Genomic DNA, 26,079 nt, shown 5'->3' on the forward strand with positions numbered 1-26,079 from the left:
GCGCGGCTCAGTAGGCCGAGGGGTAGCCGCGGAAGGGCGCGACGACGGCGACGTCCGGCGCGCTGGAGATGCGCTCCCGCGAGCGATGGCCGCCCCAGGCGGCGCGCGGCGCGGGCGGCGGGGCAGCGTGCGCGGCGGAGGGCGCCGCGGCCCACGCTGCCGCGCCGATCTGCTCCGCCTCCACCGCCGACGGGACGCCGCCCGTGTAGACGAACTGCCCGCGCGGGCTCGCCTCGATCGGGACCGACGTGCGCCGCACCGCGCCCTTCACGAGGCAGCGGTAGTGGAGCACCGACCCGTGCAGGTGCGGGGGCGCGTGCAGCCAGAAGCCGTCGCCCTGCACCCGGAACGTCACGCCGGGCGGCGCCCCGGGCATGGGCTTGCGGCGGGTCGCGCGGTGCACGAGCACGCCGATGAGGCCGACGACGGCGCTCGCCAGGACGAGGCCGCCGCCGACGAACGCCACCGTCGCCGCGGCCGACCCCGCGCTCGAGCGCGGCGCGCGCGCGGACCCCGCCGGCGCGGCCGGCGAAGGCGCGGCGGCCGCGGGGGCGCTCGCCTCCAGCGCGGCGACCACGCGGAAGCCGTTGTCCGCGTTGCGGCTGCCGGGGTCGTTGCGGTACCGCGCCGCGGCGCGCAGGTGCCTCGCGTCCTTGAGCCACGAGCCGCCGCGCAGCACGCGCCGGGGCTTGTCGCCGCCCGGCGCCGAGGTCTGCTCGGGGTCGACCGCGGGGCCGGGCGCGTAGGGACCGTACAAGTCGCGACACCACTCGTAGACATTGCCGCTCATGTCGTGCAGGCCAAAGGCGTTCGGCTGCTTCTGCCCGACGGGCCGGGTGCCGCTCCCGGCGTTGCCCTTGAACCACCCGATGGCGGCGGCGGCCGCGTCGTCGTCCCCCGCGTAGAACCGCGTCTGGGTCCCCGCGCGGTGGGCGTACTCCCACTGCGCCTCCGTCGGCAGATCGAAGGCGCGGCCGGTCCTCTGCGTCAGCCACCGGGCGAACTCGCCCGCGTCCTTGAACGTCACCAGCGTCACCGGGTGCTGGTCGGTCTGCGGGAAGCCGGGAGCCCTCCAGGTGAACTCCTTGCGCTGCGACAGGCCCTTGCCGTCGAAGCCGAACCCGCCGGAGGCGCCGACCTCGGCCTCGGTGCGGTAGCCGGTCTGGTCGACGAAGCGCTTGAACTGCCCGACCGTGACCGGGAACTTGCCCAGGTAGAAGCCGCGGCTCAGGGTCACCTCCCGGAGCGCCTCGTCGTCGCCGCGGCCCGCCTCCGCCGGCGGCGAGCCCTGGCGGAAGCGGCCCTCCTTCACCAGCACGAGGTCGAGCTGCGCCCCCCCGAGGTCGATCGCGAGGGCGGGCGCCGGGTCCGCCGCCCGCGCCGCGGCCGGCGCGAGGAGCGCGACGGCCGCCGCGAGGGCGATGACAGGAGGGAGGTCGCGGGAGCGGGAGCGGAGCTGCACCGGCCCAGGGTACCAGAGCGCGCGACCAGGGCGAGCGCGACGAAGCCGCGTGAGCCGAGGGCCCGAGAGGCGCGCTCTCCTCGGTCGGGAAGTGCAACAAACATTCCGCCGCCGCCGACTGACCTCTTCGCGCGGCGCCGACGACACCACCCTCATCAAGACATCTTTGCAGTTCTTTACTCGACAGATCGAGCGTGCAATTCCTCGAACACCTGGCCTGTGACGAGACGACGCATGGAGCATCGACGTCGTGCTCGACGCTCGACAGACGCTCCTCCGCGTGGCATCAAGTTGGCCGCTCGCCGAGCGCCGCGCCGTCGCGACGCGCGGCGGAGCCGCCCCGGAACAGCGAAAGGACGTACGCGCTGTCGGACGAGGCGTTCGACGTCCTCTTACGCGCGTTACGCGCGTTACGCGCGGATTGCGCGCGAACGGACAGACGCGGCTCGGCGATCTCCTTTCCGGCTCCTTTCCGGGGAACTCCGGCGGGAGGCGGTGGTCGCAGCGCTCGTCGAGCTCTTGTCGCAGCGGTGGTGCGGCTGACGACCGGCTGAAGGAAGGACCCCTTCGTGCAACAGGACCCTGCGATGGCAGAACAGCGCGGCGCCGCCATCGAATTCGACCCGTACGTCCCCGGGTTCGACGAGGACCCCCCACCCGTGTTCGCGCGCCTCCGGGAGAAAGCCCGTCTTCTACGGGGAGCGGGGGCGCGTGTGGCTCGTCTTCCGGCACGAGGACGTCGTATCCTTGCTGCGCGCCTCGACGTTCGAGGCCCCGGAACGACACGACGCGTCATTCCCCCGCTTCACGGACGCGATTCACCGCCTGTCCGTGGCGGCGCGGCGCTCGCTCGAAAAAATTGGGAAGCTCGAGGTGGCGCTCGACGTAGGGATCGCGGTGGCGAGCGATGCCGTCGAGGAGCGCCGGAGCGGACCTCTGGACAACGACGTTCCGACGCTGCTGATCCAGGCCGAGGAGCAGGGCGAGGCGGTCTATCCCCGCGCCTCGTCGCTCGATCTGCGGCGAGGCGCCGACGCGGGAGTTGCCTTCGGGGGCGGCGATCACTATTGCATCGGGGCGACGCTGGCTCGCCTCGAGGGGCGGACCGCCATCGAGACGCTCGTCAGCCGCTTCCCCGAGATGGAGCTCGCGGGGCCGGCGGTGTTCGCACGGCACCCCTCACTCCGGAAGATGACCTCGTTACCCGTCCGCTTCCGCCCCGCCCGTGCATGAGGGCGAACGCGGACACTCCGGCGCCGGCCAGCCGGCGTCGACCGATTTCCCTGGGCGAGCGCGACGCGGCCGCGCGACCCCGGGAACGATGCGCGCGCTCGATCACCTGCGCGCGCAAGATGTGAGACCAACACACAGCAGGTATCGATTCATGCGCACAACCACCTCGCTCATCGCTCTCCTCGGCGCCGTCGCGCTCTTCGGCTGTTCCTCCTCGGAGCCCGGCCCCGGGCCGGGGACCCCGGCAGACCAGGGGCTGGAGCCGCCGGCCGAAGGCGCCGGCGTGCAGTATCGAATGGTCTCCACGATCGAGCCGGGGCAGGAGGTCGAGCGCTGCCAGCTCTTCGTCGCGCCGCCGGAGGGGCTCAACGTCAACAAGGAGGTGGTGCGGTTCTCGCGCGGGAGCCACCACGTCCTCCTCTACGCAACGCCGTACACCGAGATCCCGAGCGAGACGCGCGGCGGTGACCCCATCGATGGGTCCCAGGTCCACGACTGCAGCCAGGGTCCCCAGGCCTACTGGGACGTCAACGGCGTGGTCGCGGGCTCCCAGTCCCCCGACGGCAACTCCTTCCTCGGCGAGCTCCCGGAGGGCGTGGCGCTCAAGGTCGCCCCGGGCACGGTGCTCCTCATGAACACCCACTACCTGAACGCCTCGAGCGCGCCCCTCGAGACCGACGCGCGCATCAACCTCTACACGATCGCGGACGACGAGGTGGAGGTCGAGGCGGGCATGCTCTTCCACTACAACCCGTTCATCAGCGTGCCGCCGCACGGGGAGTCGTCGGCGCGGATGCGCTGCACCACCGATGAGGACATCTCGGTCGTGAGGATCCAGTCGCACATGCACCGCCGCGGCGTCGGCTACGTCGCCAACAAGGTCGACCTCGACGGCAAGATGACGGAGCTGTACGCCCACGACAAATGGGAGGGGGTCCCGTCGCAGGAGTTCTCGCCGTTCCTCGAGGTCAAGGCGGGAGAGGCCCTGGACTACCGCTGCGATTTCAAGAACACCGAGGATCGCGACATCGCGCAGGGCCTGACCACGAAGGACGAGATGTGCATGCTCATCGGGCCGTACTTCCCGCGGTCCAGGGCCTACGAGAACTGCCGGAACAGCGAGGGCTTCGACGCCTCGACGTGGTTCGGCTCCGGGAAGACCACGTGCGCCGAGGCGTTCTCGTGCATCAACAGCGTCACCCCCGGCGACGATGCCGCGTTCTATGGCTGCATTGTGAACACCTGCGAGAAGGTCGGGCCTCAGCTCTCGGAGACGCTCAATTGCCAGACCAGCGGGGCCTTCGGCGCGTGCGACGAGGATTGCCGCGGCCAGGACCTGGAGACGTGCAGCGCGTGCATCCTCGCGGCGTGCGCCCCCGAGATGGAGGCCTGCGAGGTCGCCACGTGCGACTGACCTGAACGGGCGCGGCGCCGCGGGGCGGCTCTCGGCCGCCGCGCGGCGCTGCCCTGCGGCGCGGCGCCGCCCTGCGCGGCGGCGCTGCCCATCAGAACGTTCCCTGGATCTCGATCCGCCCGAGGCCCACCCCGGCGCGCCAGACCACGCCGCGCTTCGCTTGCGGCGCCGCGCCCGCGGCTTCAGGCGCCGCGTCGCCGCCGGGCCGGACCACGAGCAGCACGACCCCGGTCGCGGCCGAGGCGGCGCCCACGATGAAGCTCACCGTGGACACATGGCCCAGCGTGGTCGCGGCGTCGGCGTCGCCCTTCAGCTCGGGCGGGCAGCGCTTGCCGTCGCAGCGCGACTCGATGTCGGACACCTTCGAGAGCGACACGAGGCCGGTCGCGGCGCCGACGCCGATGCCCACCGCCCCGAGCCCGAACGCGAGCCCCGCCGGCAGCAGCGAGCCGCGTCCCCCCTCCGCGCCCCCCGGGGCGGGCGCGGTCGGCGCCGGCGCCGGAGCCGCGGGCGCCTCCTGCGCCGCGCGCACGGCCGCGAGCTCGGTCTCCGCGTCCCTCCGCGCGTCGAGGAACGCCGCCGGCGGGTCGTCCGGGAGCGGCTCGGCGAGGACCTGCTCGTACAGGCCGCGCGCCTCCTCCAGCCGGCCGAGCTTGCGCTGGCACCGCGCCATGTAGAGCACGAGCGTCGGCGCGTGATAGAGCCCGTCCGCCTCCTTGAAGACCTCGAACGCCTCCTGCCAGCGGTCCGCGCCGTAGAGCTTGAGCCCCTCGTGCGCCTTGGTCCGGGCGAGCTGCTGCGCCTCCGCCGAGGCGGCCTCCGGCGGCTTCGCCGCGAGCGCCGGCGCCGCGGCCAGCAACGTCACCGCGAACGCGCACCGGCGAAGACAGGTCGAGAGCATCGTCGTTCGTTTCATCGGAATTCGTCGGAAGCAGACGTGAACGCCCCGAAGGTCGCCCGCGGCACGGCCCTGCGCCCGCACCGAAACCTCGCGGGGGCGGCGGACACATTAAGGGGAACCGCGCACCATCGTCCAGCGATGACATGGACGGCCGGGCCGCGATCGTCTCGGATCCCCGGCGCGCCGGGGGTCCGGCCCGGCGAGGTCACCGCGGCGTGGCGGCGCCGTGACGCGGCGGTCAGGACCGGCGCGCCGACCGCGCGGCGGCTCGGCGCACCCCCTCCGAGATCGCCTCGATGCGGAAACCGATTGGATACATTCGGCGTGGTACTCCTTCAATCATGACCGGTCTCATCAAACGGTCGGAGGAGACCTCGACGAGAGCTCGATGGAGGCTCGACACCGTGTTGACCGATGAGCGCTCGCTCGTGGAGCTGCTCCGGGTGGTCACCGTCGACGTGCACGAGGCGGCGAGCGTCGAGGAGGCGCTGCATCGCACCATCGCGCACATCTGCGATCACCTGAGCTGGCCGGTCGGGCACGCGTACGTGCCGGCGGCGGACGATCCCTCGCTGCTCCTGCCCACGGCGCTCTGGTACCTCAACGACGAGGTGAAGTTCGCGACCTTCAAGGCGGTCACGGAGGCGACGCAGTTCACCCCGGGGGTCGGGCTACCCGGGCGGGTGCTCGCCGGCAAGCAGCCGGTCTGGGTGCGCAACGTGACGGAAGACGCCAACTTCCCGCGCGCCCGGCTCGCGAAGAACCTCGGCGTCAAGGCGGGGTTCGCGTTCCCCGTGGTGGTCGGGGCCGAGGTGGTGGCCGTGCTGGAGTTCTTCTCCGACGCCGAGTACGCGGACGACGGGAAGTTCACCGCGACCATCGGCCGCATCGCGCGGCAGCTCGGCCGCCTGTTCGAGCGCAAGCACGCGCAGGAGATGCTGAGCCGGGAGCGGGACTTCATGGCCGGCGTCATGGATCTCGTCGACGGCCTCATCGTGGTGCTCGACGCGCGCGGGCGCATCGTGCGCATGAACAGCGCCGCCGAGCGGGCGCTGGGCAGCGGGCGCGGGCGCCTGGAGCCGCGCTATCTCTGGGAGCTCACGCCCGATCCGGGGGCGTCGGCGCAGCTCCAGGGGCTCTTCGAGGAGCTCGGCGCCGGCGCGCCGCGGAAGCAGGTGGAGGTCCCGTGGACGGCGAGGGACGGCGCTCGCCGGGTGACGGCCTGGTCGGGCGCGGTCCTGCGCGGCAAGGACGAGGGGTTCCGGTTCGTCATCATGACCGGCATCGACCTGACGGAGCGCAAGCGCGCCGAGCAGGAGCGCGCGCGGCTGCAGGAAGAGGTGATTCAGGCCCAGGAGGCGGCGCTGGCGAAGCTCTCCATGCCGCTCATCCCCATCGGCGACGACGTGGTGGTCTTGCCGCTCATCGGCCCGCTCGAGGCCGGGCGCCTGCGCCGCGTGGCCGAGGCGCTGTCGCGCGGCGTCGCGGAGCGCCGCACGCGCACCGCGATCCTCGATCTGACCGGCGTGGACGAGCTCGATCCGGCGGCGATCGAGGCGCTGCTCGAGGTGGTGCGGGTCGTGGGCCTGCTCGGCGCGCGGGCGGTGCTCACGGGGATCCGCCCCGACGTCGCCCAGCGCCTCGCGGAGAGCGGCGTGGACCTCGGTCGGCTCGCCGTGAAGAGCTCCCTGCAGAGCGGGATCGCGTTCGCCATGAGGGGCCGCTGAGCCGCGGAGTCGGGCGCGGCGGGTCGCTGGATCGAGCGTAATCGAGCGTAGACGAGCGTAGACGAGCGCGGCCGCCCAGAACGCCCCGGCGGCCTCCGGGAGCCGCGGCCCGAGCCCGATGTCGTTCGTTCTCAACCGGAACCGCATCATCCCAGCATGGGACAGGGGCGAGCATGACGCCCGCTTTGCCCTGGTTCGTGCTGTAATGCGACGATCCCGAGAAAGGTCCGGTGCAGCGATATGCGATCGATGTCTTCGATGGTGGCGCGGTTCGTGTGGTTTCGGGTGCCGTTGCTCGTGTCGGCGCTGGCCGCGGCCGCGTGCGCGGCCGAGCCGCCGCTCGACGGGGAGGTTGGCCCGGAGACGGCCCTCCTGGGCGAGCACGGCGACGCGCTCTCGACGCGCGTCCGGCTCATGGCCGCGAACCTCACGAGCGGCACGAACCAGAGCTACGATCTGGGGCACGGCCAGCGCATCCTGCAGGGGGTCGATCCCGATATCGTCCTGCTGCAAGAGTTCAACTACGGCAGCAACTCCCCGTCCGCCATTCGCACCTTCGTGGACGACACGTTCGGCACCGGGTTCAGTTACTACCGCGAGAGCGGGGCGCAGATCCCGAACGGGATCGTGAGCCGGTGGCCGATCATCGCGTCTGGCGAGTGGGACGACGCGTCGGTCGGCAACCGGGATTTCGCCTGGGCGCAGATCGACATCCCCGGCTCCGCCGACCTCTGGGCGGTCAGCGTCCATTTCCTGACGTCGGGCTCGGGGGCGCGCAACACGGAGGCGCAGCAGCTCGTCTCGTTCATCCAGGCGCACGTCGACCCTGACGATTACCTGGTGATCGGCGGCGACTTCAACACCGGGGGCCGGGACGAGGCGTGTGTCACGACCCTCTCGAGCGTCGTCGTCAAGCCCGGGAGCTATCCCGCCGACAAGAACGGGAACGACAAGACCAACGCCAGCCGGTCCAAGCCCTACGACTGGGTGCTCGTCGACAGCGATCTCGAGCCGCTCGAGACCGCCGTCGTCATCGGCGGGAGCAGCTTCGCGAACGGCCTCGTGGTGGACACGCGCGTCTATTCTCCGCTCTCGGAGATCAGCCCCGCGCTCTCGTCCGACAGCGGCGCCCCGAGCATGCAGCACATGGGCGTCGTGCGCGATTTCATGATCCCCGACGGCAGCGGCGGCAGCGTCAGCAGCAGCAGCGTCAGCAGCAGCAGCAGCAGCAGCGGCGGCGCCGGCGGAAGCGGCGGCAGCGGCGGCGCCGGCGGCAGCGGCGGCGGTGGCGGCAGCGGCGGCGGCACCGCCAACGTGATCATCAATGAGGTCCTCGCGAACGAGCCGGGCAGCGATCCGGACGGCGAGTTCGTCGAGATCATCAATGTCGGCACGGCGACCGCCTCGATCGGCGGGTGGAAGCTCTCCGACAGCACGGGGACGCGGCACACTTTCCCTGCCGGAGCGTCGCTCGCGCCCTCCACCGCCGTCGTGGTGTACGGCAACGTCTCGGCGGCGCCCCTCGGCGTGATCGGAGCGGTTGGCGCCTCCACGGGAGCCCTGGGCCTCAACAACAGCAGCGATACGGTCACGCTGCGAAACGCCGCGAACGCGACCGTGACCAGCGTCACGTACACGTCCGCGCTCTCGGATCAGGACGGTGTCTCGATGAACCGCAGCATCGATCTCGACGGGAGCACATCGTTCGTCCTCCACACCACCCTCGGCGGGAACGCTTCGCCCGGCACGCGCGCGGACGGCACGGCGTTCTAGCCTGGGACAGCGGACGGGTTGTAACGTCGACGCGTTCGCCGCCGGCGGGCCGCGGGGCCCGCGCGAATGACGCCCTCGGAAACCGCGGCGCCGTTCAGATCACCGCAAGGCCCCTCGGGCATATAGTCTGACGACGATCGGCCGTGTGCTTCGGGCACCGCCGCGGGTTTGCACCCAGGAGCGAGGATTCTAGTGATGAACAGGGCACGAGGTTCGACCACCGCCGTTTTGCTCGCATTTTTCTCCATGGCTTGCGGTCCTTCGACCAGCGCGACGGAGCCCGAGGGCTCGGGCGGCTCGGGATCGGGGTCGGGCGGCTCGGGGTCGGTGGCGAGCAGCTCGACGAGCACCGGCGGCTCGACCGGGTCGGGCGGAACCGACGCGAGCGGCTCGACCGGGTCGGGCGGCGCCGGCGGCGACCCGACCGGAGACGGCGGCGCTGGCGGCTCGTCCACCGGCGGCGGGCCCCCCGTGGTCGAGCCCACGCTGATCACGTCCGGTCCGAACGATTACTGGAAGACAGGAACGCCGACGGAGGTGACGAGCGGCAATGCCGACGTGACCGTCGACGACGCGACGACGCACCAGCGATGGGACGGGTTCGGCGGCACCTTCAACGAGGTGGGCTGGAACGTGCTCTCGATGCTCGGCGAGGCGGAGAGGGCGCGAGCCATCGAGCTCCTCTTCGACAAGCACGAGGGCGCGGCGTTCGTCTACGGGCGCATCCCCATCGGGGCCAGCGACTACGCGATGGACCGCTACACGCTCAACGAGACGCCGAACGACACCGCGATGGCGAGCTTCTCCATCGATCGGGACAAGGAGAGGCTGATCCCGTACATCAAGGCGGCGCTCGCCGTGAGGCCCGGCCTCCACCTCTGGGCCAGCCCCTGGACGCCCCCCACCTGGATGAAGAGCAACGGCGCCTTCGATGGCGGCAGCATGAAGGACGACGCGAGCACCTTGCAGGCGTATGCCCTGTACCTCGCGAAGTTCGTGGAGGCGTACGCCGAAGAGGGCATCACCATCGAGGCGGTTCACCCTCAGAACGAGCCGAACTACGAGACGAGGTACCCGAGCTGCCTCTGGACGGGGCCGCTCATGGCCAAGTTCATCGGCGCGCATCTGGGGCCGACGTTCGCGGACCGGGGGCTCACGGCGCAGATCTACCTCGGCACGATGTCCAACAACGAGAGCGGGAAAGACGGGGCGATCATCAGCGCCGTGACCGGCGACGCCACCGCGATGGGATACGTCAAGGGCTTCGGGCTGCAGTGGAACATGATGAGCAGCGCCTCCGGCTTGAGATCGCGCAATTTGCCGATCGTGCAGACGGAGCACAAGTGCGGTAACTACCCCTGGAACCCCGCGGGCTCGCCGCCGTTCGACGCGCAGAAGGCGCCGAACGATCACGCGTACGCGGAGGAGAGCTGGGGGTTGATCCGCGACTGGATCAAGGCAGGGGTGACCTCGTACAGCGCCTGGAACATGGTGCTGGACACGGCGGGGAAGAACCTGGATTCGCAGCGGCCGTGGCCCCAGAACGCGCTGCTCACCGTGGACACGGCGGCGAAGACGCTGAACGTGACCCCCGTCTACCACGTCTTTCGCCATGTCTCCGAGTACGTCGATCCCGGGGCGATGCGCGTCGCCACGACCGGCGGCGACGCGCTGGCGTTCAAGAACCCCGACGGGACCATCGTCACGATCCTGTACAACTCCGGCAATGCGGCGAAGATGACCGTCCTCGACGTGGCCGGAAAGAAGCTCCAGTTCAGCATCCCTGCCCACGGGTGGGCCACCGTCAACTGGACGTGAGGCCGGCGAGGGGGGGTCGAAGCGATGCTGGGCGCGGTGTCACCGCGCCGGCTCGTCGAGCAGCGCGCGGACGCGCCCCTCGACGGTGGCGAACTCGGGGGTACCGGGCGCAAGCTGGCCCCCGAGGTGCACGTGCCGCACCAGCCCCGCGCGATCGAGGAGGAAGCTGACGCTCGTGTATTGGCGCTTCGGGTGGCCGTCGATCCACCAGCGCTTGAGCGTGCGCCAGTCCGGGTCGATCGCGACCGGGAAGCTGTACCCGAAGTGCGACAGGTAGCCTTTGACCGCCGCGGGATCGAGCGGCTCTTCGTCCTTGTGGTGATACATCCCGACGACGACCAGCCCTCGTGACCGATAGCGCTCGTCCAGCGCCTTGAGCGCCGGGGCGGTGGCGCTGCAAAGCGGGCAGTTCGGCGACATGAACCAGCGGACGAGCACGACCTTGCCCCGCAGGTCCGCCGGCGTGAGCGGCGGTGAGTTGTACCAGGGCCCCACGTCCCAGGCCGGCGGAGGCGCCCCGACGACGCCCGACACATCGTGGTCGAAGCCCGGGTCGCCGCCCGACGTGGGCGGGGCGCTCTCCGGAGACGGCGCAGGCGCAGCGGGCTCCGCGGGCGCGGGCCCCAGGGGCGCGGACGCGGGCACGGGCTCCGGGGAGGCGCACGCGAGGGCGAGCGCGGCGAGCGGCAGCAAACGCAAGCGAGCGAGCATGGCGATATCCCCGCGCGCGACGGTGGCAGCCCGGCGCGGGCGCGTCAATCCGGGCGGGACGGCGTCCCACCGCCCGTGCCGGGTCCTCCCCGCTTCATGGCGGTTGAGCTCCACCGTCGCGTGGGCGCATCCTGCCGAGCCATGCGAGCAGGGGAGCTTGTCGCCGACCGATTCGCGCTCGAGGCGCAGGTCGGCGCTGGCGGGATGGGCACGGTGTGGCGGGCGCTGGACCGCGCGACGGGCGAGGCGGTGGCGCTGAAGTTCCTGCGCGATCCGGTGGGCGGCGACGCCGCGCGCTTCGCGCACGAGGCACGCATCCTCGCGGCGATCGAGCACCGTCACGTGGTGCGCTACGTGGGGCACGGCCTCGCGCCGGCGAGGGAGCCCTACCTCGCGATGGAGTGGCTGGAGGGCGAGGACCTCGCCGCGCGCCTCTCGCGCGGAGGCCTCACGCTGGAGGACACCTTGAACCTCGTCCAGCGCGCCGCCGGCGCGCTCGGCGCGGCGCACGCGCGGGGGATCGTCCACCGCGATGTGAAGCCGACCAATCTGTTCCTGGTGGGCGGCGACGCGGCGCGCGTGAAGCTGCTCGATTTCGGGATCGCGCGGCAACCGGGCGTGCTCGCGACCTTGACGCAGTCAGGCGCGATCCTGGGGACGCCCGGATACCTGGCGCCGGAGCAGGCGCAGGGCGAGCGTGAGGTGGGGCCGCAGGCGGACGTCTTCGCGCTCGGTGCGGTGCTGTTCGAGTGCGTGACGGGGAGAGCCGCGTTCCGAGGAATGCAGGTGATGGCGCTCCTGGCCAAGCTCCTCCTGGAAGAGCCGCCGCGGCTCATCGAGGTCTGCGCGGACGTGCCGCGCGAGCTGTCGGAGCTCTGCCACCGGATGCTCGCGAAGGATCCCGGGGCGCGGCCTGCCCACGGCGCCGCCGTGGCGGAGGCGCTCGCCCGGATCCCGAGGGGGGCCGCTCTGCGCGCGGCTCCTCGGCAGGACGCGGCTCGCGCTCCGATCGGCACGACGGAGCGGCGGCTGGTCTCGATCCTGGCGATCGCGCCCCCGCAGGACGAGCCGGCGGGCCAGGACGACGCGACGGCGCCCGTCGCAGGGGCCTCGTGGAAGATCGCGCGGGACGCGGTGCAGCCGCTCGGGGCCACCGTCGACGTGCTCGCGGACGGGACGATGCTCGTCGTGCTGGCGGGCGCGGGCAACGCGACGGATCAGGCGGCGCGCGCGGCCCGTTGCGCGCTCCGTGTCCACGCGGGCCTGCCGCGCGCGGGGATGGCCCTCGTGACCGGGCGCGGGGATACGACGGAGCGGCAGCAGGTGGGTGAGATCGTCGATCGAGCCGCGACGCTGCTCGAGCGGATGCGCGCTCACGGGAGCGCCGGAGGACCCATCATGGTCCTCGACGAGGTCACGCGGGCGCTCCTCGACACGCGCTTCGAGGTGACGGAGAGCGGAGAGCTCTGGGTGCTCGTTCGCGAGCGCATGCTGGGTGAGCAGCCGCGGCTGCTGCTCGGCAGACCCAGCCCGTTCGTGGGCCGGGACCGGGAAATGCAGCGCCTGCTCGGCTCCCTGGAGGACGCGTTCGAGGATCGGAGGGCGGTCGCGATCAAGGTGACCGCGCCGGCGGGAATGGGCAAGTCGCGGCTGCGGCTGGAGCTCATGGGGAGGTTGAGCGACCGCATACCGAATCTGGCCATCGTCATCGGAAGAGGCGATTCCCTGGGCGCCAAAGGAGGGCTCGGGCTGCTCGGCTCCGGGCTTCGAGGGGCGCTGGGCATCGAGGCAGGTGAGCGGCCCTCGGCGCAGCAGGAGAAGATCCTCTCGGCGGTGAAGAGGACTGTCGCCGGCGACGCGGCCGAGCGCGTGGCGGAGTTCCTCGGAGAGCTCGTGGGAGCGCCGTTCCCGGACGAGAAGAGCCCGCGGCTCCGGGCGGCGCGCAACAACGCGCAGCTCATGGCCGAGCAGGTGGAGTCGGCGTGCCTGGATTTCATGCGGGCGGTGACGCGGAGAGGGCCGCTGCTCTGGGTGCTGGAGGATCTGCACTGGGGTGATCCGGCCAGCGTGAAGCTCTGCGATGTGGCGCTGCGCGAGCTCAAGGACGAGCCGTTCGGTGTGCTCGCGTTCGCGCGGCCCGAGCTGCACGAGATCTTTCCCCGGCTGTGGGCGGAGCGGAACGCACACGAGGTCCGCCTGGGTCCGCTGTCGAAGCGGGCTGCGGAAGCGATGGTATCCGCCGCGCTGCGCGATCCGGCCGCCGCGCGACAGATAGCGTCGCTCGTGGAGCGGGCGGAGGGAAATGCCTTCTTCATCGAGGAGCTGATCCGGGCGGCGGTGGACGGACGCAGCGATACGCTGCCGGAGACGGTGCTGGGGATGGTGGAGGCGAGGCTGTCGGCGCTCCCGCTGGAAGCCCGGCGCCTCCTGCGCGCGGCGAGCGTCTTCGGGGATCGCTTCTGGAAGAGCGGCGTGCTGGCGCTCCTGGGCGAGGAGGCGGCGCGTTCGGACGAGCTGCTCGCGGATCTCATCGAGCGCGAGATCGTGGCGCGGCGGCGCGAGCGTCGCTTCGCGGGGGAGGAGGAATACGCGTTTCGGCACGCGCTGGTCCGACAGGCAGCCTACGCGATGCTCCTGGATCGCGACCGTCAGGTCGGCCACGGGCTCGCGGGGGCCTGGCTGGAGCGCGCGGGTGAGCCGGATCCCGTCGTGCTCGCCGAGCATTTCGAGCGGGGAGCGGTCGGGGGGAAGGCGGCTCTCTGGCACTCGAGGGCGGCGGAGCGCGCGCTGCGAAGCCTGGATCTGGCGCCGGCGCTCTCCTCTGCGCGGCGCGGGCTCGCGCTCGCGCCGGAGGGGGAACGCTTGCCGGAGCTGTGGATGCACGTGACGGAAGCCGCCGCGTACACGGGGGACCACCTGGAGGCGATGAGGGCCGCGGAAGAGGTGATGGCGCGGGCGACCGGCGGCTCGTCGACGTATTGCCGCGCGCTGGGGCTCGCCGTCCTCTTGGCGTTGATGCGGCGTCGTCCCGAGGCGCTCTCCACCCTCACGGAGCGGCTGCTCAGGGTGCAGCCGGCCGCCGACGCCATCATCGCGCTGGCGCACGCGCTCTCCACGGCGGTGTTCGTGCTGCTGATCGGGGGGCAGCGGGACGCAGCCGCGCTCTTCCTGGGGCGGCTGCGCGCGATCGCCGCGCCCGTCGTGGACGAGGACCCCTCCGTCACGGCCTACGTCGACGAGGCGTCGGCCTTCTGGGAGTCCTATGTGGAGCGGAACCCGTGGGCCGCGATGCGGCTTCACGCCGCCGCCGGGCAGCGGCTCGCGATCGCCGAGGACCTGCTGAGCATGCCCCACTCCATCGCCTTCATGGGCTGGGACTGCGCGCTGCTCGGGGCGTTCGAGGAAGCGGAGCGCTGCGTGGAGCGCTCGCTGTCCGTCGCTCGCTCGGCGCGCGCCAACGAGCCGCTCTCGCGGCTCGTCCTCGCGAACGTCCGCCTCGGCGAGCGCAGGCTGGACGAGACCGTCGCGGCCGCGGAGGCCGCGCTGGGAGAGGCGCGCTCGCAGGGCGAAGGGGTGGTCATCATGGCGGCGCAGCTCGCGCTCGCCGAGGCGCGGCTCTCGCGCGGGGAGGTCGACGCCGCCGCGGAGGTGCTCGACGGCTCCGACGCGGGGACATCGGGGCTCGTGACGGTCGACGCCATGGCGCGCGGGCTCCGGGCGAAGCTCCTCCTCGCCCGCGGTCGCGCCGAGGAGGCCGCGCGGGAGGCGGAGCAGGTGGTCGCGCTCGTCCGCGGCGCAGGCGTCTACGACGCGCGCCACGCGTCCCTCCTGCTCACGCGCGCGGAGGCGCTCGACGCCGCCGGCGAGGCCGAGGCGGCGCGCGCGGCCATCCGCGAGGCGCGCGAGGACCTGCTCACCCGGGCCGCGCGGATCGAGGATCCGGCCTACCGGCAGAGCTTCCTCGAGCGCGTCCCCGAGCACGCCCGCACGCTCCTCGTGGCGCGCGCGTGGCTGGGGGAGGGCACGTGCCCTGGGAGCGCCGGCCCTTGGAATCATGCTCTCGGACGAACAGCCGAGCCACGTGAATGACGTCAATGCCGCGACAAGACATCGCGCGCTCGCTCAGACACCCCTCGTGAGAGAAAAAGCTGCGCTGCCGCCAGATGGAGCCTGACACGCGGAGCTAAATCCGCTCCTCCCCGCCCCGGGGACACGCCTCGAGGGCGGCGGCGGGCTCGCCCGGCGCGCCGCGGCGCCGCGCCGGAGGGCGCCAGAGCGACTCGACCACCCCGAGCAGGACGTAGGCGCCGATCAGCCACACGAGGACGAACCCCGGCGCCCAGCGGGCCGAGATGATCGCGCTCGAGCCGAGGACGAGCGCGATCGACAGCGCGGCGCGGGCGTCGAGGCGGACGTCCTTGAACGAGCGGAACCGCAGGGTCGACACCATCAGGAGCGAGAGGAGCAGCGTCGTCGCGAGGACCGCCGGCGCGGCGCCGGCCCCGGCGAGCTGCCCGTCCGCGACGCCGTGGGTCATGACGATCGCGACGAGGGTCCCGGCCGCGCCGGTGACGGGGAGGCCGACGACGTACCGCGGCGGCGCCGGCGAACAGGGCGCCTCGGCGAGGGAGAGGACGTTGAAGCGAGCGAGCCGGATCGCGCCGCACGCCGCGAACACGAACCCGCCGAGCACGCCGGCCAGGCCGAGGCGGTGCAGCGCCCACTGGTGCACGAGCACGGCCGGGGCCACGCCGAACGAGACGAGATCGGCCAGCGCGTCGAGCTCCCGCCCGAACGCGCTGTCGGTCCTGGTCGCCCGCGCGACGCGGCCGTCGAGCGCGTCGAGGAGCATCGCGAGGAGGATGAGGCTCGCGGCGCGCCGGAAATCGTCGTCCGACCGCGCGGCGGCCGAGCGCCGTACCGCGTCGAGGCCGCAGAAGATGGATGACAGCGTGATCAGGTTGGGGAGGAGAAACAGCGCCTTCCCCGGGGCCCGCGGCGGTCGCCTCCGCGCCGCCTCGACGCGCGGCCGCTCGGGCCCCGCGCCTCGGCCTGGCCGGGGGCGCCAGCGCGCGACGCCGGCGTCCCGTCTTCCTGGAGTGAGTGCTGACATGATGGGCGAGGTCTTCCAGGCCCCGCCTGGCCGCGCGGCCCCTGGCCCGCGGCCCGACGGGCCCGCTCGCCCGGCCTCGTAGTACACGAGGCCACGCGCCTTCAAGCCGGGAGCGCGCGCCTCGCGCGCACGGCGCCCCCGCGCGCGGAAGGCGCCCCCGGCCCGCGCCGAGGAGCGCTAGCCCTGCAGATCGGTGCTGAGGAACACCTCGTGGATATCGAGCTTGCTCGGGCCCGCGAACATCTCCTTCGGCGCGCGGTTCCGGTGCGCCTCCGCGAACGCGGGGCTCCTCGTCCAGGCGATGAAGTCGTCCATCGACCGCCACCAGGTCTTGACCTCGTAGAACCCCTGCGCGTCCGGGTCCGGGCTCCACGCGCCGGTCGCGTGGTCCAGCTTCATCGGCTTGGGGCGGTGCACCTCGTTCCGGATGAAGCCGGGCGCGCGGTCGACCAGGTGCACCCGGTTCTTGAAGCGGTCCTCGAACTCGGCCTCGTGGCCCTCGGCGACGGGAATGCGGTTGGTGACGACGATCATGGCTCCTCCTTCACTGACTGGTACCCGGGACCCGCCCCGACGCGGGCGACGGCGAGCTTAGCAGCGTGCCCGTCCCTCCGGGACCGGCGCCCCGCACGTTGCCCCCGCTCGCTGCAAATAATCGTGGAAATTCTGAGAGCTCATCGTAATGCAGTCCATGACACACGACCGGTCACGTCCGGTGCGGCAGCTCCGACGAAAACGGATTGACAAGTCCGCCTTTCGGAGCCCTCATCCCAGGAGGTCCGTTCATGAACGATTCCGAGACGGCTCGCGGCGCCAAATCAGCAGCGGGGCTCGATCGCTCCGAGATGGAGGGCGTGGTGCGCCGGAACATCCAGGCGCTCCTGCAGGTCCGGAAGGAGAGCGAGCGCAACAAGGGCTTCCAGGAGGCCCTCGCCGACACGATCACCAAGTTCACGGGGAGCATGACGTTCGTCTTCCTCCACGCCACCGTCTTCGGGGGCTGGATCGTGGTGAACACGGGCGTCATCCCCGGCCTCAAGCCGTTCGACCCGTTTCCGTTCGTGATGCTCGCGATGATCGCCTCGGTCGAGGCGATCTTCCTCTCGACCTTCGTGCTCATCAGCCAGAACCGCATGCAGGCGCTCGCCGACAAACGCGCCGATCTCGACCTCCAGATCAACCTCCTGGCAGAGCACGAGGTCACCCGGCTCATCGAGCTCGTCGACGGCATCTCCAGGCACCTCAAGGTGCCCCGGACCAGCGACCCGCACCTCGAGGAGCTCAAGAAAGATGTCCACCCCGAGGTGGTGCTGGAGGAGATCGAGCGCGCGCAGCGGGATATAACGAAGTAGTCAATACGGACTCTCCCTAGAGGAGCACCGGGCTCGCCTGATCCCACGGTGAGGTGGCGTATCGCATGCTCCGTCGTTCACAGACGGCGCGCCCACGCGCCGGAGCGCCATGGCCCGAGCCCGAGGATTGTCCGTGAAATCACGGAGGGTTCCGACGGGATTCGAGTACTCGCCAGCGCGACTCGAAGATCGCACTGCGGGTGATATTGTCAAATCTCTCACGAACCGCTCTTGCAGGGTCGTGAGTTACATGTTACTCGGATGGCGTCCCGGGCGTCGATTGTACGATGTCCGCGCTGAACAGAATCGGACACGGCGGCGCACTGAGCTGTGCCGAGCGCGGCGTCGCGCGCGAGGGCGCCCTCTTCTATAGCCTAGCCTCATCCGCTCAGGCTCGTGGCGTTTTGCCACGCATTGACCATCGACCCAGAGGAATATGGCCAGTCACGTCCTCATCACCGGTGGAGCGGGCTTCATCGGCTCGCACGTCGCCGACGAGCTCCTGCGCCAAGGGCACCGCGTCCGGGCGCTCGACAGCCTCATCCCGCAGGTGCACGGGCCCGAGCGCCGGCGCCCGGCTTACCTCAACCCGGAAGTCGAGCTCATCGTGGGTGACGTCCGGGACCGGGACGCGGTGAAGTCGGCATTACGTGGAGTGGACGTCGTTTACCACTTCGCGGCCATGGTCGGGGTCGGACAGAGCATGTACAAGATCGAGGAGTACACCTCGGTCAACAACCTCGGCACCGCCGTGCTCCTGGAAGAGCTCGCCGAGAGGCCGGTGTCGAGGCTGATCGTCGCCTCCAGCATGAGCGTGTACGGTGAGGGGCTCTACCGGACCGCCTCGGGCGCCGTGGTCCCCGGCGCGAGCCGCCCGCTCGATCAGCTGAAGCGCGGCGACTGGGAGGTCCGGAGCGAGGCGGGCGAGGCGCTCGTGCCGATCCCGACCCCCGAGTCCAAGACGCCGGCGCTCGAGTCGGTCTACGCGCTCTCGAAGTACGACCAGGAGCGGCTCTGCCTGACCATCGGGCGCGCCTACAACATCCCGACCGTCGCCCTCCGCTTCTTCAACGTGTACGGCCGCCGTCAGGCCCTCTCCAACCCGTACACCGGCGTCCTCGCCATCTTCGCCTCCCGGCTCCTCAACGATCGTCCGCCCCTCATCTTCGAGGACGGCCTGCAGCGGCGCGACTTCGTGAGCGTCGCCGACATCTCCCGCGCCTGCGTCCGGGTCCTCAGCGCCGACTCCGCGGTGGGCCAGGTGCTCAACATCGGCAGCGGGCGGTCGTACACCGTGCGCGAGGTCGCCGAGCACGTCCGCAAGGTGATGGGGAAGGACCGGATCGAGCCCGAGATCACCGGGAAATCGCGGCTGGGCGACATCCGGCACTGCTTCGCGGACATCGGCGCGGCGCAGCGCAAGATCGGGTATGAGCCCCAGGTCACCCTCGAGGAGGGGCTCCGCGATCTCGCCGGCTGGCTCGAGGGCCAGGTGGCGAAGGACGCTGTCGCCCAGGCCCGCGCCGAGCTGGAGTCCCGGGGGTTGACGGTATGAGCGCCGCGGATCTCGATTCCCGCGGCGCGGCCGGGGAGCCGGGGCGACCGGCGCTGATCACCGGCGGCGCCGGCTTCATCGGGTCCAACGTGGCCCACCGCCTGCTCCAGGCGGGAGAGTCGGTGATCCTCTTCGACAACCTCTCGCGGCCCTCCGTGGCGCGCAACGTGGACTGGCTGAAGCGCGTCCACGGCGACCGCGTCACGCTGGTCACCGGCGACGTGCGGGACGCCGGCGCGGTCGCCGATGTGGTCCGGCGCGCCTCCAGCGTCTTTCATTTCGCCGCCCAGGTCGCGGTGACCACCAGCCTGGTCCGGCCCGTGGAGGACTTCGAGATCAACGCCCGGGGGACGCTCAATATCCTCGAGGCGATCCGCGCCCAGAGCGCCCCGCCGCCGCTCCTCTTCACGTCCACCAACAAGGTGTACGGCGGCCTGCCCGACGTCCCGCTCCAGTGCAGGGATCGGCAGTACGCGCCCGAGGACCCGAAGCTCCGCGCCGCCGGCATCTCGGAGGCCCGGCCGCTCGACTTCCACAGCCCCTACGGGTGCTCGAAGGGCGCGGCGGATCAGTACGTGATCGACTATGCCCGCACCTTCGGGCTCCCCGCGGCGGTGTTCCGGATGAGCTGTATCTACGGGCCTCGCCAGTTCGGAACGGAGGACCAGGGGTGGGTGGCTCATTTCCTCCTCCAGGCGCTCCGGCGCGAGCCGATCACCCTCTACGGCGACGGCATGCAGGTCCGGGACGTGCTGTTCATCGACGATCTCGTCGACGCCTTCCTCCTCGCCCGCGAGAACATCCGGCAGATCTCCGCGACGGCGTTCAACATCGGCGGCGGCCCGGAGAACACCGTCAGCCTGCTCGAGCTGCTCGACCTCATCGAGGAGCTCGACGGCAAGCGCCCCGCGACCGGCTTCGAGGCGTGGCGCCCCGGCGATCAGCGCTACTACGTCTCCGATTGCCGCCGGTTCAACGCGGCGACGGGGTGGTGGCCGCGCGTCCGGTTCCGCGACGGCGTGCGCAAGCTGCACGGCTGGCTGCGCGAGATGACCGGCGCCGGCAAGGCGGCCGGCCAGGCGGCCGAGGAGCTCTGCATGGAGGGCGCCGAGTGAGGTTCGCGCTCGTCAACCCGCCCTGGAGCTTCGAGGGGAGCATCTATTTCGGCTGCCGCGAGCCCCACCTGCCGCTCGAGTACGGCTACGCCAGGGCGCTGCTCGAGGCCGCGGGGCACGAGGCGGCGATCGTCGACGCCCAGGCCCGGGACCTCTCCCAGGAGACGCTCCGCGACGAGGTGGCCGCGCTCCGCCCCGACGCCATCGTGGTGACCACCGCGCCGAGCTACCTCTTCTGGCGCTGCGCCCCGCCCGAGCTCCGGGTCCCGCAGCAGACGCTCCACGCCCTGCGCGACCTGCCGGGCCTCCGGTTCGCGGTCGGCCCCCACGCCTCCACCACCCCCCGCGCCACCCTGCGCAAGCTCGGGGTCGACGCGGTGGTGATGGGCGAGTGCGAGGAAGTCCTGGTCCAGCTCGCGGAGCTCCCGCGCGCGCGCTGGGGCGAGATCGCCTCGATCGCCTATGCGGAAGGCGATGAGGCGCGCGTCCAGGGCGGGCCGCACGCGTCCGACATGGCCCGGCTCCCGGCCCTCCGCTGGGACGAGGCGACGGTCGCGCGCCACGCCCACCACCACCACCGCTTCGACGCCGCGCCGGTCGGCCCGGGCGCCGAGATCGAGGCGTCCCGCGGGTGCCCGTACCACTGCACCTTCTGCGCGAAGGACAACTTCCGCGATCGCTACCGCAAGCGGCCGCTCCCCGTGCTCCTCGACGAGCTCGACGGGCTCGTCGCGCAGGGCGTCCGCTACGTCTACTTCATCGACGAGATCTTCCTCCCGGACCGCCCGCTGCTCGAGGCGCTCGTGGATCGGCCGGTGTCGTTCGGCGTCCAGATGCGCATCGACAACTGGAGCCGCGAGACGCTCGACCTGCTCGGGAAGGCGGGGTGCGTCTCGATCGAGGCCGGGGTGGAGAGCATCACCAAGGAGGGCAGGAGCCTCCTGGCCAAGCACTGCAAGCTCTCGACCGAGCAGCTCAGCGACCTCCTGATCCACGCCAAGAAGAGCGTCCCCTTCGTCCAGGCGAACCTGATCCAGTCGCAGACCGACGATCCCGCGGACGTCGCCGCCTTCCGGGACCGGCTCCGGCAGCACGGCGTGTGGGCGAACGAGCCGGTGCCGATGTTCCCCTACCCCGGCTCGCCCGACTACACGATGCGCTGGGGCCTGCCGGACGATCAGGCGTGGGAGCGCTCGGTCGCGCACTACCTCGGCCAGTTCGATCACTTCAGCGACATCCAGGAGAGCCGCCCGCTCCCGCTCTCCGAGCTCGAGGTCGCGGCGCCCGGCCATGGTTGACGCCCTGCCCTCCCCCGGCTCCGTCCTGATGACCGCCGACACGGTGGGCGGCGTCTTCTCCTACGCGATCGAGCTCGCGCGCGCGCTCGCGGCGCGCGGGGTCCGGACGTCGCTCGCCACCATGGGCGGGCCGCTCTCGGCGCCCCAGCGCGAGGCCGCGGGCCGCGTGCCCGGGCTCGCCGTCTTCGAGAGCTCCTTCCGGCTCGAGTGGATGGACGACCCCTGGGACGACGTCGCGCGCGCCGGCGACTGGCTCCTCGAGCTCGAGGAGCGCGTCCGCCCGGACGTGGTCCACCTGAACGGCTACGCGCACGGCGCCCTCGGCTTCCGCGCCCCGAAGCTCGTGGTGGCCCACTCGTGCGTGCTCTCCTGGTGGACCGCCGTCCTCGGCGGGGAGGCGCCGCCTCGGTACGATCGCTACCGGCGCGAGGTGGCCCGCGGGCTCGCCGCCGCCTCCGCGGTGGTGGCGCCGACCCGGGCGATGCTCGACGCCCTCGTGCGCCACCACGGGGCGCTCGCGCCCCTCCGGGGCGCGCGGGCGGTGGTGATCCCCAACGCGGCCGACCCGGACCGGTTCGCCCCGGGCCCGAAGGACGAGGTCATCGTCGCGGTCGGGCGGCTCTGGGACCAGGCCAAGAACATCGCGGCCCTCGGCGAGGTGGCCCCTCGCCTGCCCTGGCCGATCCAGGTGGCCGGGAGCGACGTCCACCCCGGCGGGGGCAGCCGGCCCCTCCCGTCGCTCGAGCACCTCGGCGTGCTCTCGCCGGCCGGCGTCGCCGCCGCGCTCGCCCGCGCGTCGATCTGCGCGCACCCCGCCCGCTACGAGCCGTTCGGCCTGTCGGTCCTGGAGGCCGCGCTCTCCGGCTGCGCCCTCGTCCTCGGCGACATCCCCAGCCTGCGTGAGGTCTGGGGGGACGCGGCCCTCTACGTCGATCCCGGCGACGCCGAGGCCCTCCGCCGCGCGCTCCAGGCGCTCGTCGACGCTCCCGGAAGGCGGCAGGAGATGGCGTCGCGCGCCCGCGCCCGCGCCTCCGCGTTCTCGCCGCGGCGGATGGCCCGGGGCTACCTGCACCTCTACGGCGAGCTCTTCGAGGGCAGCTCGCGCGCGAAGCGCTCGCCGGCGCGCGAGGCGCCGCGCGCCGCCGCCGCGGCCGCCGTGGGAGGCGAGTGAGCCATGCGCATCGTCCTGTTCTGCCACTCGCTCCTGTCCGACTGGAACCACGGCAACGCGCACTTCCTCCGGGGCGTGGTCACCGAGCTCGCCGAGCGCGGGCACGAGGTCCGCGTCTTCGAGCCGCGCGACGCGTGGAGCCTCCAGAACCTCGTCGCCGACCACGGCGAGGCCCCGCTGCGCGAGGTGCGCGAGGTCTACCCGCACGTCGACCCGATCCGCTACGACCTCGCCGCGCTCGACCTGGACGAGGCGCTCGAGGGCGCCGCGCTGGTCATCGTCCACGAGTGGAGCGAGCCGGAGCTGGTCGCCCGCGTCGGCGCCCACCGGGCCGGCGCGTCGTACCGGCTGCTCTTCCACGACACGCACCACCGGTCGGTCACCGATCCCGGGGCCATGGCCCGCTACGACCTCACCCACTACGACGGCGTCCTCGCCTTCGGCCGGGTGATCCGCGACCTCTACCTCGAGCGCCGCTGGGCCCGCCGGGCGTTCGTCTGGCACGAGGCCGCCGACGCGCGGGTCTTCCGCCCGCGCCGCGAGATCCAGCCCGAGCGCGAGCTCGTGTGGGTCGGCAACTGGGGCGACGAGGAGCGCACCCGCGAGCTCGACGAGTTCCTCATCGGCCCGGCGCGCGATCTCGGCCTCTCCGCCCGCGTGCACGGGGTGCGCTACCCCGAGCACGCCCGCGCCGCGCTCGAGGCGGCCGGGATCGAGTACCGCGGCTGGCTCCCCAACCACCGCGCGCCCGACGCGTTCGCGCGGGCGCGGGTGACCGTCCACGTGCCGAGGCGGCCCTATGTCGCGTCGCTCCCGGGCATCCCGACCATCCGGCCGTTCGAGGCCATGGCCTGCGCCATCCCGCTCGTCTGCTCGCCGTGGAGCGACGCGGAGGGGCTGTTCTCGCCCGGGCTCGACTACCTCGTCGCCCGCGACGGCGAGGAGATGAAGAAGCACCTGCGCGCGCTCCTCGCCGAGCCCGCCATGGCCGCCGAGCTGGCGGAGCGGGGGCGCAAGACGGTCCTCGCCCGCCACACCTGCGCCCACCGCGTCAACGAGCTCCTCTGCATCTCGGCCGACCTCGGCATCGAGGTCGACCGCCCGGCGCCCGCCGCCACCACCCAGCGAGCCACCGCATGAACCGACGCCCGACCTCGAGCCGACCGCTCAACATCGCCTTCTTCGGATCGAGCCTCGTCTCCGCCTACTGGAACGGAGCGGCCACCTACTACCGCGGCATCATCCGCGCCCTCGCCGCGCGGGGGCACCGCGTCACGTTCTACGAGCCGGACGCGTACGACCGGCAGAAGCACCGCGACATCGACGATCCGCCGTGGGCCCGCGTGGTCGTCTACTCCGGCACCGACGCCGACGAGCCGCGGCGGCTCGTCCAGCAGGCGCGGGGCGCCGACGTCGTCGTCAAGGCGAGCGGCGTCGGCGTCTTCGACGAGCTCCTCGAGGCCGAGGTCGCCGCGCTCGATCGGCCGGGGCTCACCACCATCTTCTGGGACGTCGACGCCCCGGCCACGCTCGAGCGGGTCCGCACCACCCCGTCGGACCCGTTCCGCGCGCAGATCCCGCGCTACAACCTGGTCTTCACCTACGGCGGCGGCGACCCCGTGGTGCGCGGCTACGAGGCGCTCGGCGCCCGGCGCTGCGTGCCGATCTACAACGCGCTCGACCCCGAGACCCACTTCGAGGTCGCGCCGGATCCGCGGTTCGACTGCGATTTCGCGCTCCTCGCCAACCGCCTCCCGGACCGGGAGCGGCGCGTGGAGGAGTTCTTCCTGCGGCCCGCGGCCGCGCTCCCCGAGCTCCGGTTCCTGCTCGGCGGGAACGGCTGGCAGGACAAGGCGATGCCCCCGAACGTCCGGTACGTCGGGCACGTCTACACCGCGGATCACAACGCCTTCAACGCGAGCGCCCGCGCGGTGCTGAACGTGGCCCGCGACAGCATGGCGTCGGTCGGCTTCTCCCCGGCGACCCGGGTCTTCGAGGCCGCGGGCGCGGCCGCGTGCCTCATCACCGACGCGTGGGAGGGGATCGAGCTCTTCCTCGAGCCCGAGCGCGAGGTGCTCGTCGCCAGCAACGGCGACGAGGTCGCGGCGATCCTCCGGGCGCTCACGCCCGAGCGGGCCCGCGCCATCGGCGAGGCGGCGAAGCAGCGCGTGCTCGCCGAGCACACCTACGCGGAGCGGGCGAAGCAGGTCGAGGCGCTGCTCGGCCGCCCCGAAGGCGCCGCCGACGCCGCCGACGCAACCCTCACCGCGATCGCGCCGTGAAGACCCTCTCCTTCGTTTTCCTGGGCCTGTCGATCACCTCGTCGTGGGGCAACGGCCACGCGACCACGTACCGCGGGCTCCTCAAGCGGCTCGCCCAGCGCGGGCACCGCGTGCTGTTCCTCGAGCGGGACCTCTGGTTCTACGCGGAGAACCGCGACCTGCCGGCCCCGCCGTACGGCCGGACCGAGCTCTATCAGGGGCTCGACGACCTCCGCGCGCGCTTCGGGGACGCGGTGCGCGACGCGGACATGGTGGTCGTCGGGTCCTACGTGCCCGACGGGGTCGAGGTCGGCGCCTGGGTGACGGAGACGGCGCGCGGGAAGACCGCGTTTTACGACATCGACACGCCGGTGACGCTCAAGAAGCTCGAGCGGGGCGACACCGAGTACCTGTCGGCGGCGCTGATCCCGCGCTACGACCTCTACCTCTCGTTCACCGGCGGCCCCACGCTCGACCTGCTCGAGCGCCGTTACGGGGCGAAGCGGGCGCGCCCGCTCTACTGCTCGGTGGATCCGGACGCGTATTTCCCCGAGCGCATCTCGCCCCGGTGGGATCTCGGCTACCTCGGCACCTACAGCCCCGATCGCCAGCCCACGCTGGATCGCCTCCTGGTCGAGCCGGCGCGCCGCTGGGCAGAGGGGCGCTTCGCGGTCGCGGGGCCGCAGTACCCGGCGGACATCGACTGGCCGGCGAACGTCGACCGGACGGATCACATCCCGCCGGGCGAGCACCGCGCCTTTTACGGCGCGCAGCGCTTCACGCTCAACGTCACCCGGCGCGACATGATCGAGGCGGGGTATTCGCCGAGCGTGCGCCTGTTCGAGGCGGCGGCCTGCGGCGTGCCGGTGATCAGCGACGACTGGCCCGGGCTCGACGAGCTCTTCGAGCCGGGCAAGGAGATCCTCGTGGCCCGCTCCTCGGAGGAGGCGCTCCGCCTGCTCCGCGAGTTCCCGGAGCGGGAGCGGGTCGCGATCGGGCAGCGGGCGCGGGAGCGCGTGCTCGCCCGGCACACCGCGGCGCACCGCGCCGAGGCGCTGGAGAGATACGCCCGGGAGCTGCTCGCCGAGCAGGACGAGCGGGAGCTCCCAGGGGACCGGAGATCGTGAACGTGTGGTGTCGGCTCGAAACAGCGTGCTGCCAATGAAGGATGACGA

The 26,079-nt window shown here is 72.2% G+C and carries 19 protein-coding genes; 14 read left to right on the forward strand and 5 right to left on the reverse strand.

Features of this window, described 5'->3' with window-relative positions:
- Nucleotides 1-7: 7 nt before the first annotated feature.
- Nucleotides 8-1,462 carry a formylglycine-generating enzyme family protein gene (locus tag WME83_RS39735; protein ID WP_437314915.1) on the reverse strand — a complete coding sequence of 485 codons (1,455 nt, stop codon included), beginning with the start codon at nucleotides 1,460-1,462 and terminating at the stop codon, nucleotides 8-10.
- A gap of 711 nt (nucleotides 1,463-2,173) precedes the next feature.
- Between WME83_RS39735 and WME83_RS39740 the strand changes: the two genes are divergently transcribed.
- On the forward strand, nucleotides 2,174-2,695 hold the full coding sequence (locus WME83_RS39740) for a hypothetical protein (RefSeq protein WP_437314916.1): 522 nt from the start codon (nucleotides 2,174-2,176) through the stop codon (nucleotides 2,693-2,695).
- A gap of 151 nt (nucleotides 2,696-2,846) precedes the next feature.
- The gene (locus WME83_RS39745; RefSeq protein WP_437314917.1) at nucleotides 2,847-4,109 is read left to right on the forward strand and encodes a hypothetical protein; all 1,263 of its coding nucleotides are present in this window, start codon (nucleotides 2,847-2,849) and stop codon (nucleotides 4,107-4,109) included.
- Nucleotides 4,110-4,200: 91 nt separating this feature from the next.
- Here WME83_RS39745 and WME83_RS39750 read toward each other — a convergent pair whose 3' ends face one another.
- Nucleotides 4,201-5,025, reverse strand: a complete 825-nt coding sequence (locus WME83_RS39750) for a tetratricopeptide repeat protein (protein WP_437314918.1) — start codon at nucleotides 5,023-5,025, stop codon at nucleotides 4,201-4,203.
- 389 nt (nucleotides 5,026-5,414) lie between these two features.
- Here WME83_RS39750 and WME83_RS39755 point away from each other — a divergent pair, with 389 nt between their 5' ends.
- The 3 genes from WME83_RS39755 to WME83_RS39765 all read left to right on the forward strand — a co-directional run bounded on the left by WME83_RS39755 (nucleotide 5,415) and on the right by WME83_RS39765 (nucleotide 10,328).
- Nucleotides 5,415-6,737, forward strand: a complete 1,323-nt coding sequence (locus WME83_RS39755; RefSeq protein WP_437314919.1) for an STAS domain-containing protein — start codon at nucleotides 5,415-5,417, stop codon at nucleotides 6,735-6,737.
- A gap of 249 nt (nucleotides 6,738-6,986) precedes the next feature.
- Nucleotides 6,987-8,510 carry a lamin tail domain-containing protein gene (locus WME83_RS39760; protein WP_437314920.1) on the forward strand — a complete coding sequence of 508 codons (1,524 nt, stop codon included), beginning with the start codon at nucleotides 6,987-6,989 and terminating at the stop codon, nucleotides 8,508-8,510.
- A gap of 246 nt (nucleotides 8,511-8,756) precedes the next feature.
- On the forward strand, nucleotides 8,757-10,328 hold the full coding sequence (locus WME83_RS39765) for a glycoside hydrolase family 30 protein (protein WP_437314921.1): 1,572 nt from the start codon (nucleotides 8,757-8,759) through the stop codon (nucleotides 10,326-10,328).
- Nucleotides 10,329-10,367: 39 nt separating this feature from the next.
- Here the strand turns inward: WME83_RS39765 and WME83_RS39770 are convergent, their stop codons facing one another.
- The gene (locus WME83_RS39770) at nucleotides 10,368-11,039 is read right to left on the reverse strand and encodes a TlpA family protein disulfide reductase (RefSeq protein WP_437314922.1); all 672 of its coding nucleotides are present in this window, start codon (nucleotides 11,037-11,039) and stop codon (nucleotides 10,368-10,370) included.
- 141 nt (nucleotides 11,040-11,180) lie between these two features.
- On the opposite strand from WME83_RS39770, the gene WME83_RS39775 reads away from it, so the two are divergent.
- Nucleotides 11,181-15,128: a serine/threonine-protein kinase gene (locus WME83_RS39775; RefSeq protein ID WP_437314923.1), complete on the forward strand. Its 3,948-nt coding sequence runs from the start codon at nucleotides 11,181-11,183 to the stop codon at nucleotides 15,126-15,128.
- Nucleotides 15,129-15,222: 94 nt separating this feature from the next.
- Here WME83_RS39775 and pssA read toward each other — a convergent pair whose 3' ends face one another.
- A complete protein-coding gene (gene pssA, locus WME83_RS39780) occupies nucleotides 15,223-16,152 on the reverse strand; it encodes a CDP-diacylglycerol--serine O-phosphatidyltransferase (RefSeq protein WP_437314924.1) in 930 nt (309 codons plus the stop codon).
- A gap of 177 nt (nucleotides 16,153-16,329) precedes the next feature.
- A complete protein-coding gene (locus WME83_RS39785) occupies nucleotides 16,330-16,686 on the reverse strand; it encodes an antibiotic biosynthesis monooxygenase family protein (protein ID WP_061629153.1) in 357 nt (118 codons plus the stop codon).
- 251 nt (nucleotides 16,687-16,937) lie between these two features.
- Here WME83_RS39785 and WME83_RS39790 point away from each other — a divergent pair, with 251 nt between their 5' ends.
- From WME83_RS39790 to WME83_RS39825, 8 genes are all read left to right on the forward strand, one after another.
- Nucleotides 16,938-17,504, forward strand: a complete 567-nt coding sequence (locus tag WME83_RS39790; RefSeq protein WP_437314925.1) for a DUF1003 domain-containing protein — start codon at nucleotides 16,938-16,940, stop codon at nucleotides 17,502-17,504.
- 436 nt (nucleotides 17,505-17,940) lie between these two features.
- Nucleotides 17,941-19,059, forward strand: coding sequence for an NAD-dependent epimerase/dehydratase family protein (locus tag WME83_RS39795; RefSeq protein ID WP_437314926.1), 1,119 nt, complete (start codon nucleotides 17,941-17,943; stop codon nucleotides 19,057-19,059).
- Nucleotides 19,056-20,174, forward strand: coding sequence for an SDR family NAD(P)-dependent oxidoreductase (locus WME83_RS39800; RefSeq protein WP_437314927.1), 1,119 nt, complete (start codon nucleotides 19,056-19,058; stop codon nucleotides 20,172-20,174). The genes WME83_RS39795 and WME83_RS39800 overlap by 4 nt, the downstream gene beginning before the upstream one ends.
- Entirely contained in the window at nucleotides 20,171-21,472 is a 1,302-nt protein-coding gene (locus WME83_RS39805; protein ID WP_437314928.1) for a TIGR04295 family B12-binding domain-containing radical SAM protein, read from the forward strand. Before WME83_RS39800 ends, WME83_RS39805 begins: the two co-directional genes overlap by 4 nt.
- Nucleotides 21,465-22,643 (forward strand): glycosyltransferase family 4 protein, encoded by a 1,179-nt coding sequence (locus WME83_RS39810; protein WP_437314929.1) that lies wholly within the window; start codon nucleotides 21,465-21,467, stop codon nucleotides 22,641-22,643. Before WME83_RS39805 ends, WME83_RS39810 begins: the two co-directional genes overlap by 8 nt.
- A 3-nt stretch (nucleotides 22,644-22,646) precedes the next feature.
- Entirely contained in the window at nucleotides 22,647-23,783 is a 1,137-nt protein-coding gene (locus WME83_RS39815) for a CgeB family protein (RefSeq protein WP_437314930.1), read from the forward strand.
- Complete coding sequence (locus tag WME83_RS39820; protein WP_437314931.1) at nucleotides 23,780-24,925, forward strand: CgeB family protein; 1,146 nt, start codon at nucleotides 23,780-23,782, stop codon at nucleotides 24,923-24,925. The genes WME83_RS39815 and WME83_RS39820 overlap by 4 nt, the downstream gene beginning before the upstream one ends.
- The gene (locus WME83_RS39825) at nucleotides 24,922-26,031 is read left to right on the forward strand and encodes a CgeB family protein (RefSeq protein ID WP_437314932.1); all 1,110 of its coding nucleotides are present in this window, start codon (nucleotides 24,922-24,924) and stop codon (nucleotides 26,029-26,031) included. The genes WME83_RS39820 and WME83_RS39825 overlap by 4 nt, the downstream gene beginning before the upstream one ends.
- Nucleotides 26,032-26,079 lie beyond the last annotated feature (48 nt).

This window comes from Sorangium sp. So ce385 (genome assembly GCF_051474135.1).
Taxonomy (GTDB): Bacteria; Myxococcota_A; Polyangia; order Polyangiales; family Polyangiaceae; genus Sorangium; species Sorangium cellulosum_D.

Bases quoted from the DNA above. Each gene is read 5' to 3' on its own strand.
- WME83_RS39745 (WP_437314917.1), top strand. From the start codon at position 2,847: ATGCGCACAACCACCTCGCTCATCGCTCTCCTCGGCGCCGTCGCGCTC.
- WME83_RS39750 (WP_437314918.1), bottom strand. From the start codon at position 5,025: ATGAAACGAACGACGATGCTCTCGACCTGTCTTCGCCGGTGCGCGTTC.
- WME83_RS39760 (WP_437314920.1), top strand. From the start codon at position 6,987: ATGTCTTCGATGGTGGCGCGGTTCGTGTGGTTTCGGGTGCCGTTGCTC.
- WME83_RS39765 (WP_437314921.1), top strand. From the start codon at position 8,757: ATGGCTTGCGGTCCTTCGACCAGCGCGACGGAGCCCGAGGGCTCGGGC.
- WME83_RS39770 (WP_437314922.1), bottom strand. From the start codon at position 11,039: ATGCTCGCTCGCTTGCGTTTGCTGCCGCTCGCCGCGCTCGCCCTCGCG.
- WME83_RS39775 (WP_437314923.1), top strand. From the start codon at position 11,181: ATGCGAGCAGGGGAGCTTGTCGCCGACCGATTCGCGCTCGAGGCGCAG.
- pssA (WP_437314924.1), bottom strand. From the start codon at position 16,152: ATGTCAGCACTCACTCCAGGAAGACGGGACGCCGGCGTCGCGCGCTGG.
- WME83_RS39785 (WP_061629153.1), bottom strand. From the start codon at position 16,686: ATGATCGTCGTCACCAACCGCATTCCCGTCGCCGAGGGCCACGAGGCC.
- WME83_RS39790 (WP_437314925.1), top strand. From the start codon at position 16,938: ATGAACGATTCCGAGACGGCTCGCGGCGCCAAATCAGCAGCGGGGCTC.
- WME83_RS39795 (WP_437314926.1), top strand. From the start codon at position 17,941: ATGGCCAGTCACGTCCTCATCACCGGTGGAGCGGGCTTCATCGGCTCG.
- WME83_RS39800 (WP_437314927.1), top strand. From the start codon at position 19,056: ATGAGCGCCGCGGATCTCGATTCCCGCGGCGCGGCCGGGGAGCCGGGG.
- WME83_RS39810 (WP_437314929.1), top strand. From the start codon at position 21,465: ATGGTTGACGCCCTGCCCTCCCCCGGCTCCGTCCTGATGACCGCCGAC.
- WME83_RS39815 (WP_437314930.1), top strand. From the start codon at position 22,647: ATGCGCATCGTCCTGTTCTGCCACTCGCTCCTGTCCGACTGGAACCAC.
- WME83_RS39820 (WP_437314931.1), top strand. From the start codon at position 23,780: ATGAACCGACGCCCGACCTCGAGCCGACCGCTCAACATCGCCTTCTTC.